Raw genomic sequence first — 18,363 nt, 5'->3', positions numbered from 1 at the left:
CAGTGCCACGTTCTCTGAAAAAAGGTCCTTTTATTGATCTTCACCTACTGAAGAAGATCGAAGTGGCGGCGGAAAAGAACGATCGCAAACCAGTTAAGACCTGGTCGCGTCGTTCGATGATCCTGCCACAAATGGTCGGTTTGACCATCGCAGTACACAACGGTCGCCAACACGTCCCAGTTCTCGTGAACGAAGACATGGTCGGCCACAAACTGGGCGAGTTCGCCGGTACCCGCACATACCGTGGGCACGTGGCTGACAAGAAAGCCAAGCGTTAAGGGGTAAGGAAATGGAAGTAGCCGCTAAGTTGTCGGGCGCTCGAATCTCCGCCCAGAAAGCCCGCTTGGTCGCCGACCAGATCCGCGGGAAGAAGGTGGGCGAAGCGCTCAACCTGTTGGCTTTCAGCAGTAAGAAAGCCGCCGAGATCATGAAGAAAGTGCTGGAGTCGGCCGTAGCCAACGCCGAGCATAACGAAGGCGCAGACGTTGATGACCTGAAGGTCAGCACTGTTTTCGTCAACGAAGGGCGTTCGCTGAAGCGCATCATGCCGCGTGCCAAAGGCCGTGCTGATCGCATCGTCAAGCGGTCTTGCCATATCACTGTCAAGGTTGCTGACAAGTAACGGAGTCGAAGAGATGGGTCAGAAAGTACATCCCATTGGCATTCGCCTGGGAATCGTCAAGGAGCACACCTCCGTCTGGTACGCAGACGGTCGGACTTATGCGGACTACTTGTTCGCTGATCTGAAGGTGCGTGAGTATCTCCAAGACAAACTAAAAAGCGCGTCCGTAAGCCGTATCGATATCCATCGTCCGGCACAGACTGCACGTATCACCATCCACACCGCTCGTCCAGGTATCGTTATCGGGAAGAAGGGTGAAGATGTTGAGAAACTGCGTCAGGACCTGACCAAGCAAATGGGTGTGCCTGTGCACATCAATATCGAAGAGATCCGCAAGCCGGAGCTCGACGGTATGCTGGTTGCGCAGAGCGTAGCTCAGCAGCTGGAGCGTCGCGTAATGTTCCGTCGCGCTATGAAGCGCGCTGTACAGAACGCAATGCGCATTGGTGCCAAAGGCATCAAAATCCAAGTGAGCGGTCGTCTCGGCGGTGCTGAAATTGCACGTACTGAATGGTATCGCGAAGGTCGTGTGCCACTGCACACCCTGCGTGCCGACATCGACTATGCCAACTACGAAGCTCACACCACCTACGGTGTGATCGGTGTAAAGGTTTGGATCTTCAAAGGCGAAGTAATTGGTGGTCGCCAAGAAGAGCTGAAGCCACAAGCACCAGCGCCTCGTAAAAAAGCTGCTAAGTAAGGGGTACGCCAAATGTTGCAACCAAAGCGTACGAAGTTCCGCAAGCAGATGACCGGTCACAACCGTGGCCTGGCATTGCGCGGTAGCAAAGTCAGCTTCGGCGAGTTCGCGCTGAAGTCTGTTGCTCGTGGTCGTCTCACCGCTCGTCAGATCGAGTCAGCGCGTCGTGCTCTGACCCGTCACGTAAAACGTGGCGGCAAGATCTGGATCCGTGTATTCCCGGACAAGCCTGTCACCAAGAAGCCACTCGAAGTTCGGATGGGTAAAGGTAAGGGTAACGTGGAGTACTGGGTTGCCCAGATTCAGCCAGGCAAAGTCCTGTATGAAATCGAGGGTGTTTCTGAAGAGCTGGCGCGTGAGGCTTTCGCCCTGGCTGCTGCAAAGCTGCCGCTCGCCACCTCCTTTGTTAAGCGGACGGTGATGTGATGAAAGCGAATGAACTTCGTGAAAAATCAGCACAGCAGCTGAACGAGCAACTGCTCGGCCTGCTGCGCGACCAGTTCAATCTGCGTATGCAGAAAGCAACTGGCCAGTTGGGGCAGTCTCATCTGCTCTCGCAAGTTAAGCGTGACATCGCTCGCGTGAAAACTGTGCTCAACCAGCAGGCAGGTAAGTAATCATGGCTGAAGCCGAAAAAACTGTCCGTACGCTGACTGGCCGTGTTGTCAGCGACAAGATGGACAAAACCATCACCGTTCTGATCGAGCGTCGCGTTAAGCACCCGATCTACGGTAAATACGTTAAGCGTTCGACTAAGCTGCACGCGCACGACGAAACCAATCAGTGCCACATCGGCGACAAAGTCACTATTCGTGAAACTCGTCCGATGGCCAAGACCAAGTCTTGGGCGCTGGTTGATGTTCTCGAACGCGCTGTGGAAGTCTAAGGGCTAGGGGTCGGAGAAATTATATGATTCAGACTCAATCCATGCTCGATGTGGCCGATAACAGCGGCGCTCGCCGTGTTATGTGCATCAAGGTGCTGGGTGGCTCCCATCGTCGTTACGCTGGTATCGGTGACATCATCAAAGTTACCGTCAAGGAAGCAATTCCTCGCGGTAAGGTGAAAAAAGGCCAAGTGATGACTGCTGTCGTAGTCCGCACTCGCCATGGCGTCCGTCGTGCTGACGGCTCCATCATCCGCTTTGATGGCAACGCTGCTGTTCTGTTGAACAACAAGCAAGAGCCGATCGGCACCCGTATCTTTGGGCCAGTGACCCGTGAGCTTCGTACTGAGAAGTTCATGAAGATCGTCTCGCTCGCCCCAGAAGTGCTGTAAGGAGATCCGACATGCAAAAGATTCGTCGTGACGACGAGATCATCGTGATCGCCGGCAAAGACAAAGGTAAGCGCGGTAAGGTGCTGAAGGTTCTTGCTGACAACCGTCTGGTTGTTGGTGGTCTGAACCTGGTCAAGCGTCATACCAAGCCTAACCCGATGTCGGGCGTACAGGGCGGTATCGTCGAGAAAGAAGCGCCACTGCACGCTTCCAACGTCGCCATCTTCAACGGCGAAACCAACAAGGCTGACCGTGTTGGTTTCAAAGTAGAAGACGGTAAGAAAATTCGTGTCTTCAAGTCGACCCAAAAAGCGGTTGATGCTTGAACACTGCTAGGTAGAAGACCATGGCACGACTAAAAGAGATTTACCGGAAGGAAATCGCACCGAAACTTAAGGAAGAACTTAAGCTTTCGAACGTGATGGAAGTTCCGCGCGTTACCAAAATCACCCTGAACATGGGTCTGGGCGAAGCGATCGGCGACAAAAAAGTCATCGAGCACGCTGTTGCTGACCTGGAAAAGATCACCGGCCAGAAAGTCGTCGTGACTTACGCTCGGAAATCCATCGCAGGCTTTAAAGTCCGTGAAGGTTGGCCGATCGGCGTCAAAGTGACCCTGCGCCGTGAGCGTATGTACGAGTTCCTGGATCGTCTGCTGTCGATCTCCCTGCCTCGGGTTCGCGACTTCCGCGGCCTGAATGCCAAGTCCTTCGATGGTCGTGGTAACTACAGCATGGGTGTTAAAGAGCAGATCATTTTCCCGGAAATCGATTACGACAAGATCGACGCTCTCCGCGGTCTGGACATTACCCTGACCACCACTGCTCGGACGGATGACGAAGGTCGCGCACTGCTGCGCGCTTTCAAATTCCCGTTCCGCAACTGATTGGAGTAGGAAAATGGCCAAGAAGAGCATGAAGAACCGTGAGCTGAAGCGTCAGCTCACCGTTGCCAAGTACGCCACCAAGCGTGCAGCGCTGAAAGCTATCATCGTTGATCTGAACGCAAGTCCAGAAGCGCGTTGGGAAGCTACAGTTGCCCTGCAGAAGCAGCCACGTGATGCAAGCGCCTCGCGCATGCGTAACCGCTGCCGCCTGACTGGTCGTCCGCACGGCGTGTACCGCAAGTTCGGCCTTGGCCGTAACATGCTGCGTCAAGCCGCAATGCGTGGTGACGTTCCAGGTCTGGTTAAAGCCAGCTGGTAAGCGCTGTCAAAGTCGGGGCGTTCGGGATCGCAAGATCCTGACCGTCGGTGACCTTGAACATGAATCAAGCCCCTATTGGGGCTTGATTCATTTGTGGGGTGTGTCTAGAATACCCGGCTCGCCTGAGCCCGTGCTTTTGTTGCACGGATGTGCTCGGCGACACGTACTAGCCGAAAGGCTAATTTTTTGTGTATTAGGAGCGTCTAGCCCATGAGTATGCAGGACCCGTTAGCGGACATGCTAACTCGTATCCGTAATGCCCAGATGGCTGAAAAGTCCGTCGTAAGCATGCCATCTTCTACTTTGAAGGTAGCTGTTGCCAAAGTCCTGAAGGACGAAGGTTACATTGCGGGTTATCAGATCAGCAGCGAAATCAAGCCACTGCTGTCCATCGAGCTGAAGTACTTCGAAGGCCGTCCGGTCATCGAGGAAGTGAAGCGCGTTAGCCGTCCAGGCCTGCGTCAGTACAAGTCCGTCGAGGATCTGCCGAAAGTTCGCGGCGGCCTGGGCGTGTCTATCGTCTCCACCAACAAAGGTGTGATGACGGATCGTGCTGCGCGCGCTGCCGGTGTCGGCGGCGAAGTTCTTTGCACTGTGTTCTAAGGGGGGATAAGCATGTCACGCGTCGCTAAGAACCCCGTTAAGCTGCCAGCCGGTGTCGAAGTCAAATTCGCAGGCCAACAGCTTTCGGTGAAGGGTGCCAAGGGCACTCTGCAACTGAACATCCATTCGTCCGTTGAGATCGTTGAAGAAGCTGGTGAGCTGCGTTTCGCTGCTCGCAATGGCGATCAGCAGACTCGCGCAATGGCTGGTACCACTCGTGCGTTGGTAAACAACATGGTCCAAGGCGTAAGCCAAGGCTTCGAGCGCAAGCTCCAGCTGGTCGGTGTTGGTTACAAAGCGCAAGCAAAAGGCACAGTGCTGAACCTGGCTCTTGGCTTCTCGCATCCAGTGGATTATGAACTGCCGGAAGGCATCACCGCTGAGACTCCTAGCCAGACCGATATCCTGATCAAGGGCATCGACAAGCAGCTGGTAGGTCAAGTGGCCGCCGAGATCCGCGACTTCCGTCCACCAGAGCCGTACAAAGGCAAAGGTGTGCGCTACGCGGACGAAGTCGTCCGTCGTAAAGAAGCCAAGAAGAAGTAGGGCATAGCAAATGACCGACAAAAAAGTTACTCGACTGCGTCGCGCTCGCAAAGCACGCCTGAAAATGCACGAACTCGAAGTCGTGCGTCTCTGCGTGTTCCGCTCGTCGCAGCACATCTACGCCCAGGTCATTTCGGCCGACGGCAACAAAGTCCTGGCAAGTGCCTCGACTTTGGATAAAGAACTGCGTGATGGCGCCACTGGCAACATCGACGCGGCCACTAAGGTTGGCCAGCTGGTCGCTACGCGTGCAAAAGCCGCTGGCGTCTCGCAGGTGGCTTTCGACCGCTCTGGCTTCAAGTACCACGGCCGCGTCAAGGCGCTGGCTGATGCTGCTCGTGAAGCTGGGCTGGAGTTCTAAGTTATGTCAAATAACGACCAAAAGCGCGACGAAGGCTACATCGAGAAGCTGGTTCAAGTTAACCGCGTAGCCAAAACCGTTAAAGGCGGCCGTATCTTCACTTTCACTGCGTTGACCGTAGTGGGTGATGGTAAGGGCCGTGTTGGCTTCGGCCGTGGCAAGTCGCGTGAAGTGCCTGCTGCGATCCAGAAGGCAATGGAAGCTGCTCGCCGCAACATGATCCAGGTTGATCTGAACGGCACCACTCTGCAGTACGCAATGAAGTCTGCCCATGGCGCTTCGAAGGTGTACATGCAGCCTGCTTCTGAAGGTACCGGTATCATCGCTGGCGGCGCTATGCGTGCTGTCCTCGAAGTTGCTGGCGTTCAGAACGTTCTGGCCAAGTGCTACGGCTCGACTAACCCGGTAAACGTGGTTCACGCCACTTTCAAGGGTTTGAAAGCAATGCAGTCTCCTGAATCCATTGCCGCCAAGCGTGGCAAAAGCGTCAAGGAGATCTTCTGATCATGGCTACCGTAAAAGTTACGCTGATCAAAAGCATGACCGGCCGCATCCCTAACCACAAACTGTGCGTTAAGGGTCTGGGGCTGCGTCGCATCGGTCACACTGTAGAAGTCCTGGATACTCCCGAAAATCGCGGGATGATCAACAAGGCTTACTACATGCTGCGTGTCGAGGGTTAATCGATGAAACTCAATGATCTGAGTCCAGCGCCGGGTTCCCGTCGCGAAAAGCATCGTCCGGGCCGTGGTATCGGTAGTGGTTTGGGTAAGACCGGTGGCCGTGGCCACAAAGGTCAGACCTCCCGCTCCGGTGGCACCATTGCTCCAGGCTTTGAAGGCGGTCAACAGCCGCTGCATCGTCGCCTGCCGAAGTTCGGTTTCGTTTCCCTGAAAGCCATGGATCGCGCAGAAGTGCGTCTGTCCGAGCTGGCCAAAGTGGATGGCGATATCGTCACCGTGCAGTCCCTGAAGGATGCCAACGTGATCAACCAGAACGTTCAGCGTGTGAAAATCATGCTGTCGGGCGAGGTTGCTCGTGCTGTCACCATCGGAAAGGGAATCGGCGCCACCAAAGGTGCGCGTGCGGCTATCGAAGCAGCTGGCGGCAAGTTCGAGGAATAAATGGCTAAGCAAGGTGCTCTCTCTGCGCTCGGCAAAGGCGGTATGTCTGAACTCTGGGCTCGTCTGCGTTTTCTGTTCTTGGCGATTATCGTCTACCGAATAGGCGCACACATCCCGGTTCCAGGTATCAACCCGGACCGACTCGCGGACCTGTTTCGACAGAATGAGGGGACCATTCTTAGCTTGTTCAACATGTTTTCCGGCGGCGCGCTGGAGCGGATGAGCATCTTTGCGCTGGGGATCATGCCGTACATTTCGGCATCGATCATCATGCAATTGATGAGCGCCGTCAGCCCGCAGCTGGAACAGTTGAAGAAGGAAGGTGAAGCTGGCCGTCGCAAGATCAGCCAGTACACCCGCTACCTCACTGTCGTCCTTGCTCTCGTCCAGGCTGTTGGCATGTCCATCGGTCTGGCGGGGCAGGGCGTAGCGTTCACTGGTGACTTTGGCTTCCATTTCGTTGCGGTAACCACTTTTGTGGCGGGCGCGATGTTCATGATGTGGCTGGGTGAGCAGATTACTGAGCGTGGTGTTGGCAACGGTATCTCGATGTTGATCTTCGCAGGTATCGTCGCCGGTCTTCCGAGAGCGATCGGGCAGTCTTTCGAGTCTGCGCGTCAGGGTGATATCAATATCTTTGCCCTGGTTGCCATCGGTCTGTTGGCAGTAGCGATTATCGGTTTCGTGGTGTTCATCGAGCGTGGTCAGCGGCGTATTGCTGTTCACTACGCCAAGCGTCAGCAGGGCCGCAAGGTGTTTGCTGCGCAGACCAGCCACTTGCCGTTGAAGGTGAATATGGCCGGTGTTATTCCGGCTATTTTCGCGAGCAGCATCCTGCTGTTCCCAGCTTCGTTGGGTGCCTGGTTCGGCCAGTCTGAAGGTATGGGCTGGTTGCAGGACATCTCGCAGTCGATCGCTCCTGGTCAGCCGTTGAATATTCTGCTGTTTAGTGCAGGGATTATTTTCTTCTGCTTCTTCTATACGGCGTTGATGTTCAATCCGAAAGACGTAGCGGAAAACCTGAAGAAGTCCGGTGCCTTTATTCCGGGTATCCGTCCAGGTGAGCAGTCGGCGCGCTACATTGATGGCGTTCTGACTCGTTTGACCTTGTTCGGTGCTCTTTACATGACGGCCGTCTGTCTGTTGCCCCAGTTCCTGGTGGTTGCGGCAAACGTACCGTTCTACCTTGGCGGGACCTCGTTGCTGATCGTGGTCGTGGTTGTGATGGACTTCATGTCCCAAGTGCAATCGCACCTCGTTTCGCACCAGTACGAATCCCTGATGAAGAAAGCCAACCTGAAGGGCTACGGCAGCGGCATGTTGCGCTGAGTAGCGTCCATAAGGTTCGAGGAGTTGGTGATGAAAGTTCGTGCATCGGTGAAAAAGCTGTGCCGTAACTGCAAGATTATTCGCCGCGAAGGTGTTGTTCGGGTAATTTGCAGCGCGGAACCACGTCACAAACAGCGCCAAGGCTGAGTGTGATTGTGCTTTAAGCCCGGCAGCTAGTGCGCTGCCGGGTTGATTATTTGTTATTACAGCGATATTATCTCGCGCCCTATTTCTTGGCTTCCGGGGCGTAGGTAGCTGTCAATTGGAGTCCCACTGAATGGCCCGTATTGCAGGCGTCAACATTCCAGATAACAAGCATACTGTTATCTCGCTGACCTACATCTATGGTGTTGGTCGCACTACTGCACAGAAAATTTGTGCAGTGACTGGGGTTAACCCAGCGGCAAAGATCAAGGATCTGAGCGACGAGCAGATTGAACAGCTGCGTGGCGAAGTGGCGAAGTTCACCACTGAAGGTGACCTGCGTCGCGAAGTCAACATGAAAATCAAGCGCTTGATGGACCTCGGTTGCTATCGCGGTCTGCGTCATCGTCGTGGTCTGCCAGTACGCGGTCAGCGTACCAAGACCAACGCGCGTACCCGTAAAGGTCCGCGTAAGCCGATCCGCAAGTAATCGCCCCAGCGAATCGACAGGAATTTAATCATGGCAAAACCTGCTGCTCGTCCTCGTAAAAAAGTTAAAAAGACAGTGGTTGATGGCATCGCCCACATCCATGCTTCTTTTAACAACACCATCGTGACCATTACCGACCGTCAAGGTAACGCTCTTTCCTGGGCTACCTCCGGTGGTTCGGGTTTCCGCGGTTCCCGCAAGTCCACCCCGTTCGCTGCTCAAGTAGCTGCTGAGCGTGCTGGTCAAGCTGCGCTGGAATACGGCCTGAAAAACCTCGACGTCAACGTCAAGGGTCCAGGTCCAGGTCGTGAATCCGCAGTCCGCGCTTTGAACGGCTGTGGCTACAAGATCGCCAGCATCACCGACGTGACGCCAATCCCGCACAACGGGTGCCGTCCGCCGAAGAAGCGCCGCGTGTAATCCAGGAGATTGTAAAGAATGGCTCGTTACATTGGTCCAAAATGCAAACTCGCTCGTCGCGAAGGCACCGATCTTTTTCTGAAGAGCGGCGTGCGCGCGATCGAATCGAAGTGCAACATTGAAGCAGCACCTGGTATCCACGGCCAACGCCGCGGCCGCCAGTCCGACTACGGCACCCAACTGCGTGAAAAGCAGAAGGTCCGTCGTATCTACGGCGTTCTCGAGCGTCAATTCAGCGGCTACTACAAAGAAGCAGCTGGCAAGAAAGGCGCAACCGGCGAAAACCTGTTGCAACTGCTCGAATGCCGTCTGGACAACGTTGTATACCGTATGGGTTTCGGTTCTACTCGTGCCGAATCCCGTCAGCTGGTATCGCACAAGTCGATCAGCGTTAACGGTCAGACCGTAAACGTTCCGTCCTACCAGGTTCGTGCTGGTGACGTGGTTGCTGTTCGCGAGAAAGCAAAGAACCAACTTCGCATTGTCCAAGCTCTCGATCTGTGTGCCCAACGTGGCCGCGTAGAATGGGTAGAAGTAGACACTGAGAAGAAGTCGGGCGTTTTCAAGAACGTTCCTGCTCGCAGTGATCTGTCCGCCGACATCAACGAAAGCCTGATTGTCGAGCTCTACTCCAAGTAAGGGCTAGAAAATAGGTGCATCCATGCAGATTTCGGTAAATGAGTTCCTGACACCCCGCCATATTGATGTGCAGGTTGTCAGTCCAACCCGCGCCAAGATCACGCTCGAGCCTCTCGAGCGTGGTTTCGGCCACACCCTGGGCAACGCGCTGCGACGCATCCTGTTGTCCTCAATGCCCGGCTGTGCAGTAGTCGAGGCCGAGATTGACGGTGTGCTCCACGAGTACAGCGCCATCGAAGGTGTACAGGAAGACGTAATTGAAATCCTGTTGAACCTTAAAGGTCTGGCTATCAAGCTGCACGGTCGTGACGAAGTTACGCTGACCTTGTCGAAGAAGGGTTCGGGGGTGGTTACCGCTGCCGATATTCAGCTGGATCATGATGTCGAGATCGTTAACCCCGATCACGTAATCGCTAACCTGGCGTCTAACGGCGCCCTGAACATGAAGCTCACCGTAGCTCGTGGTCGTGGTTATGAACCGGCAGACTCGCGTCAGAGCGATGAAGACGAAAGCCGCAGCATCGGTCGCTTGCAGCTTGACTCTTCGTTCAGCCCAGTTCGCCGTATCGCATACGTGGTGGAAAACGCCCGTGTCGAACAGCGTACCAACCTGGACAAGCTGGTTATTGATCTGGAAACCAACGGTACCCTGGATCCTGAAGAGGCTATCCGCCGTGCTGCAACCATCCTGCAACAGCAGTTGGCTGCGTTCGTCGACCTCAAAGGTGACAGTGAGCCAGTGGTTGTCGAGCAGGAAGACGAGATCGATCCGATCCTGCTTCGCCCGGTTGACGATCTGGAACTGACTGTACGTTCGGCTAACTGCCTTAAGGCGGAAAACATTTACTACATCGGCGACCTGATTCAGCGTACCGAAGTAGAGCTGTTGAAGACTCCGAACCTTGGTAAGAAATCCTTGACTGAAATCAAGGACGTTCTGGCCTCCCGCGGTCTGTCCCTCGGCATGCGCCTCGACAACTGGCCGCCTGCAAGTCTTAAGAAGGACGACAAGGCGACTGCCTGATCGTCGTAATCACCGAACGTTGTGTTTGGTAAGGAATGAACCATGCGTCATCGTAAAAGTGGTCGTCACCTGAGCCGCACCAGCTCGCACCGCAAGGCCATGTTTCAAAACATGGCGGTGTCGCTGTTCGAGCACGAGCTGATCAAAACTACACTGCCGAAAGCCAAAGAACTGCGTCGCGTTGCTGAGCCGCTGATCACTTTGGCCAAGACAGATAGCCTGGCTAACCGCCGTCTGGCTTTCGACCGTACTCGTTCGAAAGCTATCGTTGGTAAGCTCTTCAACGACCTGGGCAAGCGTTACGCTACCCGTGAGGGTGGCTACCTGCGCATCCTCAAGTGCGGTTTCCGCGCTGGCGACAACGCGCCTATGGCGTACGTCGAGTTGGTTGATCGTGCTACCAGCGGTGAAGCTGTATCCGCTGAGTAAGTCGGCAACATACAAAAAACCGGGCCTTGTGCCCGGTTTTTTGTTGCCTGAAGGAATAGCAGGCAATCCGTTTCGCCTGGATTGGCCATCGGCAAGTATTCAACATTAGATAATGACTATCGATGTCCATGATTTAATGAATTTGGATACTGTCATTAATATGATCGATACTCCTTTCCAGCCGATTAGCCGGCAGTTCGAAGACCGACCTAGGAAGATTGAGCATGAGCCAGACCAAAACGCTTACGACCGCCAGCGGCGCTCCTGTCGCCGATAACCAGAACTCTCGCTCCGCCGGCCCGCGTGGCCCGCTGCTGCTCGACGACTTTCACCTGATCGAGAAGCTTGCTCACTTCAACCGCGAAAACATTCCAGAGCGTCGTGTGCACGCCAAAGGCTCGGGCGCCTACGGCACATTCACCGTTACCCGGGACATTACTCAGTACACCAGCGCCAAGTTGTTCGAATCGGTTGGTAAACAGACGCCCACTTTCCTGCGGTTTTCCACCGTGGGTGGCGAGCGTGGTTCGGCCGACACTGAACGCGACCCGCGCGGCTTTGCCCTGAAGTTCTACACCGAGGAAGGCAATTGGGACATCGTTGGCAACAACACGCCGGTATTCTTCATCCGTGATCCATTGAAGTTTCCAGACTTCATCCACACCCAGAAACGTCTGCCGCAAAGCAACCTGAAAAGCGCCCAAGCGATGTGGGATTTCTGGTCGCATTCACCTGAGGCGCTGCATCAGGTCACCATTCTGTTCTCTGATCGCGGTATTCCGGATGGCTACCGCCACATGCATGGCTTCGGCAGTCATACCTACAGCCTGATCAACGCGCAGGGTGATCGCCACTGGGTGAAGTGGCACTACAAGACCCAGCAAGGGATCAAGAACCTCGCACCGGCAGAAGCGGCACGCCTGGCGGGTACCGACCCGGATTACGCCCAGCGTGACTTGTTCAACGCCATCGAGCACGGTGATTTCCCGAAATGGAGCGTTTGTATCCAGGTCATGAGCGAGGCCCAGGCCGCAGCGCATTACGAGAACCCGTTCGACGTGACCAAGACCTGGTCGCAGAAAGAGTTTCCGCTGATCGAAGTCGGTGTGCTCGAGCTCAACCGTAATCCGCTGAATTACTTTGCCGAAGTCGAGCAAGCGGCGTTTGGCCCTAGCAACATGGTGCCAGGGGTTGGCCTCTCGCCGGACCGCATGCTGCAGGGCCGTGTCTTCGCCTACGCTGATGCGCACCGCTACCGTGTGGGCACCAATCACCAGCAATTGCCGGTGAATGCGCCGCGCAGTCCGGTCAATACCTACCAGCGCGACGGTGCCATGGCGTTTGGCAGCAATGGCGGGGCGGCACCGAACTACGAGCCTAACAGCTACGTGGAGGCGCCGAAGCAGGCCCCACGTTACGCAGAACCAGCACTGGCCCTCAGCGGCGCGGCGGACCGTTACGATCACCGCGAAGACAACGACTACTACAGCCACGCCGGTGCGCTGTTCCGCTTGATGAGCGATGAGCAGAAGGCGCTATTGATCAGCAACATCGCCGGTGCAATGGGGGGCGTGTCGGCAGATGTGGTGGACCGTCAATTGCAACATTTCTTCAAGGCCGATGTGGCCTATGGAGAAGGTATCGCAAAAGCCTTGGGTGTAGCGCTTAACTAAGTCTAAACGAGAAGCAGAACCGCCCTCATTAGGGCGGTTTTTGCGTTATTTAGCCTGGTTTTCTCTGATTTTCTTCGATTTTGTTCCGTTGAGGTCGTGACCTCGAGGTCCGCTTGGTTCAAACTGCAACCTTTAAAAGCTTGTGGAGATGTAGGGCGATGCAAGGTCACCCAGACGTAATCGATTACCTCAACACGTTGCTGACAGGCGAACTGGCAGCCCGTGATCAATATTTCATCCATTCGCGGATGTACGAGGACTGGGGTTTTACCGAGCTCTACGAACGTATCAACCATGAGATGGAAGAAGAGACCCAGCACGCCGATGCGTTGATGCGCCGGATCCTGATGCTCGAAGGCACGCCACGCATGCGTGCCGATGACCTCGACGTTGGCACCACGGTGCCCGACATGCTCGCCGCCGACCTGCGCCTGGAATACAAAGTTCGCGCTGCGCTGTGCAAAGGCATCGAACTCTGTGAGCAGCACAACGACTACGTGACCCGCGAGATCCTGCGGATCCAGCTCAACGACACCGAAGAAGACCACACCTACTGGCTGGAGAAGCAGTTGGGTCTGATCAAGCTGATCGGGTTGGAAAACTACCTGCAATCGCAGTTCTGAGTGTAGGCGCTGCCGAAGGCTGCGATCTTTTCGAAATCGCAAAAAAGCCCCTGCCATCGATGAGATGACAGGGGCTTTTTCGTGCTCGGTTAAAATCAGTCCCGATCACGTTCCAGCAGCGGTTTGAGGTAGTGGCCGGTGTAGGACTGTTTCATCTCGGCCACTTGTTCCGGTGTTCCTACGGCGATGATCTGGCCGCCCTTGGAGCCGCCTTCCGGCCCCAGGTCCACTAGCCAGTCAGCCGTCTTGATCACGTCCAGGTTGTGTTCGATCACCACCACGGTATTGCCGTGGTCGCGAAGACGGTGCAGCACGTCGAGCAATTGCTGGATATCGGCGAAGTGCAGGCCTGTGGTTGGCTCGTCGAGGATATACAGGGTCTTGCCGGTGTCGCGCTTGGACAGCTCGCGGGACAACTTGACCCGCTGGGCTTCACCGCCGGACAGCGTGGTTGCCGACTGCCCCAGCTTGATATACGACAGGCCGACATCCATCAGCGTCTGGAGCTTGCGCGCCAGGGCCGGTACCGCGTCGAAGAACACCCGGGCCTCCTCGATGGTCATCTCGAGGGTTTCGTGGATGTTCTTGCCCTTGTATTTGATCTCCAGGGTTTCGCGGTTGTAGCGCTTGCTCTTGCACACATCGCACGGCACGTAGATGTCTGGCAGGAAGTGCATTTCCACTTTGATCAAACCATCGCCCTGGCAGGCCTCGCAGCGCCCGCCCTTGACGTTGAACGAGAAACGCCCCGGGCCGTAGCCGCGCGAACGGGACTCCGGCACGCCGGCGAACAGCTCGCGGATCGGTGTGAACAACCCGGTATAGGTCGCCGGGTTTGAGCGCGGGGTGCGGCCAATCGGGCTTTGGTCGATGTCGACCACCTTGTCCAGATGCTCCAGGCCCTTGATGCTGTCGTGGGCAGACGCTTCCAGGGTGGTGGCGCCGTTCAGTGCCGTGGCGCTGAGGGGGAACAGCGTGTTGTTGATCAGCGTCGACTTGCCGGAGCCGGACACGCCGGTCACGCAGGTCAGCAGGCCGATCGGGATTTCCAGGTCGACATTGCGCAAGTTGTTGCCGCGGGCACCCTTGAGGGTCAGCGACAACTTCTTGTTGCGCGGCGTACGTTTGGCCGGGACCTTGATCTTGACCCGACCCGACAGGTATTTGCCCGTCAGCGAGTCAGGGTGCGCCATGACTTCGGCTGCGGTGCCCTGGGCGACGATATGCCCGCCATGCACGCCTGCGCCCGGGCCGATGTCGACCACGTAGTCGGCCAGGCGGATGGCGTCCTCGTCGTGCTCGACCACGATGACCGTGTTGCCGATGTCCCGCAGGTGCTTCAGGGTTCCGAGCAGCCGGTCGTTATCCCGTTGGTGCAGGCCGATGGACGGCTCGTCGAGGATGTACATCACCCCCACCAGGCCGGCGCCGATCTGGCTGGCGAGGCGGATACGCTGGGCTTCGCCGCCGGACAGGGTGTCGGCGCTGCGATCGAGGGTCAGGTAATCCAGGCCGACGTTTACCAGGAACTGCAGGCGCTCACGGATCTCCTTGAGGATCTTGTCGGCGATTTCGCCACGACGACCGGTGAGCTTCAAACCGCCGAAATAATCAGTGGCGTCGCCAATCGGCAGGTTGGTCACCGCCGGCAGCGTCTTCTCGCCGACCCACACATGCCGCGCTTCGCGACGCAGACGGGTACCACGGCAATCGGGGCAGGGCTGGGTGCTGAGGAACTTGGCCAGTTCTTCGCGCACGCTGGCCGACTCGGTCTCGCGGTAGCGTCGTTCCAGGTTCGGCACGATGCCTTCGAACGGGTGGGAGCGCTTGACGATATCGCCGCGGTCGTTGAGGTATTTGAAGTCGACATTCTGCGTGCCGCTGCCCTGCAGGATGAATTTCTGCTGGTCGGCGGGCAACTCGTTGAATGGCTTGTCCAGGCTGAACTTGTAATGGGCCGCCAGCGAACCGAGCATCTGGAAGTAATAGACGTTGCGCCTGTCCCAGCCGCGAATCGCCCCTTCGGCCAGGGTCAGCTCGCCATTGACCAGCCGCTTGGTGTCGAAGAACTGCTTGACCCCCAGGCCGTCGCAAGTCGGGCAAGCGCCCGCCGGGTTGTTGAAGGAGAACAGCTTGGGTTCCAGCTCGCTGATGGCGTGACCGCAGATCGGGCAGGCAAAGCGCGCGGAAAAAATGATTTCCTCGCCGGGCTCGTCGTCCATCGGCGCCACCAGGGCGATGCCGTCGGCCAGCTTCAGCGCTGTTTCGAAGGACTCGGCCAGGCGCTGTTGCAGATCGGCCCGGACCTTGAAGCGGTCGACCACCACATCGATCGAATGCTTCTTCTGTTTATCCAGCTTCGGCAATTCGTCCAGTTCGCACAGTTTGCCGTTGACCCGGGCCCGCACGAAGCCCTGGGCGCGCAGTTCTTCGAAAACCATCAGGTGTTCGCCCTTGCGCTCGCGAATCACGGGCGCCAGCAGCATCAGCTTGCTGCCTTCCGGCTGGGTCAGCACCAGGTCGACCATCTGGCTGACGGTCTGGGCTTCCAGGGGAATGTCGTGATCGGGGCAACGGGGGATACCGACCCGCGCATACAGCAAACGCAGGTAGTCGTAGATCTCGGTGATGGTGCCCACCGTCGACCGGGGGTTATGGGAGGTCGACTTCTGCTCGATGGAAATTGCCGGCGACAGGCCTTCGATGGTGTCGACGTCGGGTTTTTCCATCATCGACAGGAACTGCCGGGCGTAGGCCGACAGCGATTCGACATAGCGTCGCTGGCCTTCGGCGTACAACGTGTCGAAGGCCAGGGATGATTTGCCGGATCCGGACAGGCCGGTGATGACGATCAGCTTGTCCCGTGGCAGGGTCAGGTCGATGTTCTTCAGGTTGTGGGTACGGGCCCCACGAATCAGGATCTTGTCCAAAGTGGCCTCGCTCGGCGGGCGTCGAAAACGTAGGAGTATACGGGCAAATACTGGATGGATGCACACTATTGAAGGTGCGATCGCAGCCATACATGAAGACTGCGCGGCAAACGGTCGCCATATACCCTCTCAATCGATGGGACTGGTAGAATCGCCGCCGGTTCACATGAGGTTTTTCCATGCAAGATCCCCACAGCGAACGCATGAGTAGTGGCGAGACACGCGCAGCAAGCGGTCTGGCCCTGGTGTTCGCCTTCCGTATGCTGGGCATGTTCATGGTGTTGCCGGTGCTGGCGACCTATGGCATGGACCTGGCTGGCGCGACCCCGGCTCTCATCGGGCTGGCGATTGGCGCTTATGGCCTGACCCAGGCGATCTTCCAGATCCCGTTCGGGGTCATTTCCGACCGCATCGGCCGGCGTCCGGTCATCTATCTGGGGCTGATCGTCTTCGCCCTTGGCAGTGTGCTGGCGGCAAATGCCGACTCGATCTGGGGCGTGATCGCCGGACGCATCCTACAGGGCGCCGGGGCTATTTCCGCGGCAGTCATGGCGCTGCTGTCGGACTTGACCCGCGAACAACATCGCACCAAGGCCATGGCCATGATCGGCATGACCATTGGTCTGTCGTTCGCCGTGGCCATGGTGGTCGGCCCCTTGGTGACCCGCGCCTTTGGCTTGTCTGGCCTGTTCCTGGCGACTGGGGCCATGGCCCTGGTGGGGATTCTGATCGTGGCGTTCATGGTGCCGCACGCCACCGGCCCGCTGCAGCACCGTGAATCCGGCGTGGCGCGCCAGGCATTGATCCCGACGCTCAAGCACCCGGATCTGTTGCGCCTGGACCTGGGCATTTTCGCGCTCCACGCCATGCTGATGTCCAGCTTCGTAGCCTTGCCGCTGGCCCTGGTCGAGAAGGCCGGCCTGCCCAAGGAGCAGCACTGGTGGGTCTACCTGACGGCGCTGCTGATTTCGTTCTTCGCCATGATTCCGTTCATCATCTATGGCGAGAAACGACGCAAAATGAAACGAGTTTTGCTCGGCTCCGTCATGACGCTGATGCTCACTGAGCTATTCTTCTGGCAGTTCGGCGACAGCTTGCGGGCCCTGGTGATCGGCACGGTGGTGTTCTTCACCGCGTTCAATCTGTTGGAAGCATCGCTGCCGTCGCTGATCAGCAAGGTTTCACCGGCGGGCGGCAAGGGCACGGCGATGGGGGTTTATTCCACCAGTCAGTTCCTGGGTTCGGCGTTGGGCGGGATCCTCGGCGGCTGGCTGTTCCAGCATGGCGGTTTGTCGGTTGTGTTCCTGGGTTGTGCCGCGCTGGCTGCACTTTGGTTAGCCTTTGCTGTTACCATGCGCGAACCTCCCTATGTGACGAGCCTGCGCTTGCCCTTATCGCCCGAGGCGATTCGTGAGGCTGGCCTGACTGAGCGTCTGAAGGCCGTCGTTGGAGTAACCGATGCAGTGGTGGTCGCCGACGAAGCGGCCGTTTACATCAAACTGGACACCGAATTATTGGATCGTGCGACGCTCGAGCGCCTGGTGAACAACCCGGCCCCGAGCACGTGCGAAGCCTAGGAGAACGTTATGGCCCGTGGGGTTAACAAAGTCATATTGGTCGGTACTTGCGGCCAGGATCCCGAAGTTCGTTACCTGCCGAACGGCAACGCCGTGACCAACCTGAGTCTGGCGACCAGTGAACAGTGGACCGACAAGCAGACCGGCCAGAAGGTCGAGAAGACCGAATGGCACCGCGTGTCGATGTTCGGCAAAGTGGCTGAGATCGCCGGCGAATACCTGCGCAAGGGTTCGCAGGTGTACATCGAGGGCAAGCTGCAGACCCGCGAGTGGGAAAAGGACGGTATCAAGCGTTACACCACCGAAATCGTGGTCGACATGCAAGGCACCATGCAACTGCTGGGCGGCCGTCCACAAGGCGACCAGCAACAAGGTGGCAACAACTACCAGCAGTCGGCTCCGGCCCCGCGTCAGCAGGCGCCTCGTCCGCAGTCGGCGCCACAGCCACAACGCGAACGCCCGGCCCCACAACAGGCTGCTCCGCAGCCGGCTCCGGATTTCGACAGCTTTGATGACGATATTCCGTTCTAATTCCTACCTAAGACTATTTTGTAAAGTTTAGGCCTGAGACCCCCGCGATGCGGGGGTTTCGCGTTTTTATGGGCGTAAAAAATATCTTGAGCAAGTTCTTAAGAATTAATACCCT

28 protein-coding genes are annotated in these 18,363 nt (G+C 57.0%); 27 read left to right on the top strand and 1 reads right to left on the bottom strand.

The genetic code is table 11. The features are described from left to right. Positions 1-2: 2 nt before the first annotated feature. The 25 genes from rpsS to bfr all read left to right on the top strand — a co-directional run bounded on the left by rpsS (position 3) and on the right by bfr (position 13,210). The gene (gene rpsS, locus AACY31_RS12560) at positions 3-278 is read left to right on the top strand and encodes a 30S ribosomal protein S19 (RefSeq protein WP_002555486.1); all 276 of its coding nucleotides are present in this window, start codon (positions 3-5) and stop codon (positions 276-278) included. Between the two features lie 11 nt (positions 279-289). Next, on the top strand, positions 290-622 hold the full coding sequence (gene rplV, locus AACY31_RS12555; protein ID WP_003103908.1) for a 50S ribosomal protein L22: 333 nt from the start codon (positions 290-292) through the stop codon (positions 620-622). Between the two features lie 13 nt (positions 623-635). Next, positions 636-1,322, top strand: coding sequence for a 30S ribosomal protein S3 (gene rpsC / locus AACY31_RS12550; protein WP_003176422.1), 687 nt, complete (start codon positions 636-638; stop codon positions 1,320-1,322). Between the two features lie 12 nt (positions 1,323-1,334). After that, positions 1,335-1,748 (top strand): 50S ribosomal protein L16, encoded by a 414-nt coding sequence (gene rplP / locus AACY31_RS12545; protein ID WP_003186052.1) that lies wholly within the window; start codon positions 1,335-1,337, stop codon positions 1,746-1,748. Beyond that, a complete protein-coding gene (gene rpmC / locus AACY31_RS12540) occupies positions 1,748-1,939 on the top strand; it encodes a 50S ribosomal protein L29 (protein ID WP_002555481.1) in 192 nt (63 codons plus the stop codon). Before rplP ends, rpmC begins: the two co-directional genes overlap by 1 nt. Positions 1,940-1,941: 2 nt before the next feature. Beyond that, entirely contained in the window at positions 1,942-2,208 is a 267-nt protein-coding gene (gene rpsQ / locus AACY31_RS12535) for a 30S ribosomal protein S17 (protein WP_003194644.1), read from the top strand. Positions 2,209-2,231: 23 nt separating this feature from the next. Further along, positions 2,232-2,600 carry a 50S ribosomal protein L14 gene (gene rplN / locus AACY31_RS12530; RefSeq protein WP_002555479.1) on the top strand — a complete coding sequence of 123 codons (369 nt, stop codon included), beginning with the start codon at positions 2,232-2,234 and terminating at the stop codon, positions 2,598-2,600. 11 nt (positions 2,601-2,611) lie between these two features. After that, positions 2,612-2,926: a 50S ribosomal protein L24 gene (gene rplX / locus AACY31_RS12525; RefSeq protein ID WP_003186046.1), complete on the top strand. Its 315-nt coding sequence runs from the start codon at positions 2,612-2,614 to the stop codon at positions 2,924-2,926. Positions 2,927-2,946: 20 nt separating this feature from the next. Further along, complete coding sequence (rplE, locus tag AACY31_RS12520; protein WP_003186044.1) at positions 2,947-3,486, top strand: 50S ribosomal protein L5; 540 nt, start codon at positions 2,947-2,949, stop codon at positions 3,484-3,486. Positions 3,487-3,499: 13 nt separating this feature from the next. After that, on the top strand, positions 3,500-3,805 hold the full coding sequence (gene rpsN / locus AACY31_RS12515; protein WP_003186042.1) for a 30S ribosomal protein S14: 306 nt from the start codon (positions 3,500-3,502) through the stop codon (positions 3,803-3,805). A 210-nt stretch (positions 3,806-4,015) separates the two neighbouring features. Further along, positions 4,016-4,408, top strand: coding sequence for a 30S ribosomal protein S8 (rpsH, locus tag AACY31_RS12510; protein ID WP_017848802.1), 393 nt, complete (start codon positions 4,016-4,018; stop codon positions 4,406-4,408). A 12-nt stretch (positions 4,409-4,420) separates the two neighbouring features. Beyond that, complete coding sequence (gene rplF, locus AACY31_RS12505; RefSeq protein WP_003186039.1) at positions 4,421-4,954, top strand: 50S ribosomal protein L6; 534 nt, start codon at positions 4,421-4,423, stop codon at positions 4,952-4,954. A gap of 10 nt (positions 4,955-4,964) precedes the next feature. Further along, the gene (rplR, locus tag AACY31_RS12500; RefSeq protein ID WP_003186037.1) at positions 4,965-5,315 is read left to right on the top strand and encodes a 50S ribosomal protein L18; all 351 of its coding nucleotides are present in this window, start codon (positions 4,965-4,967) and stop codon (positions 5,313-5,315) included. 3 nt (positions 5,316-5,318) lie between these two features. Then, positions 5,319-5,819, top strand: coding sequence for a 30S ribosomal protein S5 (gene rpsE, locus AACY31_RS12495; protein WP_003186035.1), 501 nt, complete (start codon positions 5,319-5,321; stop codon positions 5,817-5,819). A 2-nt stretch (positions 5,820-5,821) separates the two neighbouring features. Further along, complete coding sequence (gene rpmD / locus AACY31_RS12490) at positions 5,822-5,998, top strand: 50S ribosomal protein L30 (RefSeq protein WP_003186033.1); 177 nt, start codon at positions 5,822-5,824, stop codon at positions 5,996-5,998. Positions 5,999-6,001: 3 nt separating this feature from the next. Then, a complete protein-coding gene (gene rplO / locus AACY31_RS12485; RefSeq protein ID WP_003186032.1) occupies positions 6,002-6,439 on the top strand; it encodes a 50S ribosomal protein L15 in 438 nt (145 codons plus the stop codon). Continuing rightward, on the top strand, positions 6,440-7,768 hold the full coding sequence (gene secY / locus AACY31_RS12480) for a preprotein translocase subunit SecY (RefSeq protein WP_018612224.1): 1,329 nt from the start codon (positions 6,440-6,442) through the stop codon (positions 7,766-7,768). A gap of 30 nt (positions 7,769-7,798) precedes the next feature. Next, a complete protein-coding gene (rpmJ, locus tag AACY31_RS12475; RefSeq protein ID WP_002555468.1) occupies positions 7,799-7,915 on the top strand; it encodes a 50S ribosomal protein L36 in 117 nt (38 codons plus the stop codon). Positions 7,916-8,045: 130 nt separating this feature from the next. Further along, complete coding sequence (gene rpsM / locus AACY31_RS12470) at positions 8,046-8,402, top strand: 30S ribosomal protein S13 (protein ID WP_017129885.1); 357 nt, start codon at positions 8,046-8,048, stop codon at positions 8,400-8,402. Positions 8,403-8,432: 30 nt separating this feature from the next. Continuing rightward, complete coding sequence (rpsK, locus tag AACY31_RS12465; RefSeq protein ID WP_002555466.1) at positions 8,433-8,822, top strand: 30S ribosomal protein S11; 390 nt, start codon at positions 8,433-8,435, stop codon at positions 8,820-8,822. A gap of 18 nt (positions 8,823-8,840) precedes the next feature. After that, positions 8,841-9,461 carry a 30S ribosomal protein S4 gene (gene rpsD, locus AACY31_RS12460; RefSeq protein WP_003176404.1) on the top strand — a complete coding sequence of 207 codons (621 nt, stop codon included), beginning with the start codon at positions 8,841-8,843 and terminating at the stop codon, positions 9,459-9,461. A gap of 22 nt (positions 9,462-9,483) precedes the next feature. Beyond that, positions 9,484-10,485: a DNA-directed RNA polymerase subunit alpha gene (locus tag AACY31_RS12455; protein ID WP_003186012.1), complete on the top strand. Its 1,002-nt coding sequence runs from the start codon at positions 9,484-9,486 to the stop codon at positions 10,483-10,485. Positions 10,486-10,527: 42 nt separating this feature from the next. Beyond that, positions 10,528-10,914, top strand: coding sequence for a 50S ribosomal protein L17 (rplQ, locus tag AACY31_RS12450; RefSeq protein ID WP_003186009.1), 387 nt, complete (start codon positions 10,528-10,530; stop codon positions 10,912-10,914). Between the two features lie 224 nt (positions 10,915-11,138). After that, positions 11,139-12,587, top strand: coding sequence for a catalase (locus tag AACY31_RS12445; protein ID WP_339504533.1), 1,449 nt, complete (start codon positions 11,139-11,141; stop codon positions 12,585-12,587). A 158-nt stretch (positions 12,588-12,745) separates the two neighbouring features. After that, the gene (gene bfr / locus AACY31_RS12440; protein ID WP_014340470.1) at positions 12,746-13,210 is read left to right on the top strand and encodes a bacterioferritin; all 465 of its coding nucleotides are present in this window, start codon (positions 12,746-12,748) and stop codon (positions 13,208-13,210) included. Between the two features lie 95 nt (positions 13,211-13,305). On the opposite strand, the gene uvrA is transcribed toward bfr, so the two are convergent. After that, positions 13,306-16,140 carry an excinuclease ABC subunit UvrA gene (gene uvrA / locus AACY31_RS12435; RefSeq protein WP_339481482.1) on the bottom strand — a complete coding sequence of 945 codons (2,835 nt, stop codon included), beginning with the start codon at positions 16,138-16,140 and terminating at the stop codon, positions 13,306-13,308. A 179-nt stretch (positions 16,141-16,319) separates the two neighbouring features. Between uvrA and AACY31_RS12430 the strand changes: the two genes are divergently transcribed. Further along, positions 16,320-17,717: an MFS transporter gene (locus tag AACY31_RS12430; protein ID WP_339491724.1), complete on the top strand. Its 1,398-nt coding sequence runs from the start codon at positions 16,320-16,322 to the stop codon at positions 17,715-17,717. A 9-nt stretch (positions 17,718-17,726) separates the two neighbouring features. Continuing rightward, complete coding sequence (locus AACY31_RS12425) at positions 17,727-18,248, top strand: single-stranded DNA-binding protein (protein WP_003206078.1); 522 nt, start codon at positions 17,727-17,729, stop codon at positions 18,246-18,248. The last annotated feature ends 115 nt before the right edge of the window (positions 18,249-18,363 follow it).

The organism is Pseudomonas sp. RL_105y_Pfl2_101, assembly GCF_963970585.1.
Classification (GTDB): domain Bacteria; phylum Pseudomonadota; class Gammaproteobacteria; order Pseudomonadales; family Pseudomonadaceae; genus Aquipseudomonas.
Note: the sequence above shows the minus strand (reverse complement) of the source record. Positions and strands in the feature narration are given on the sequence as shown.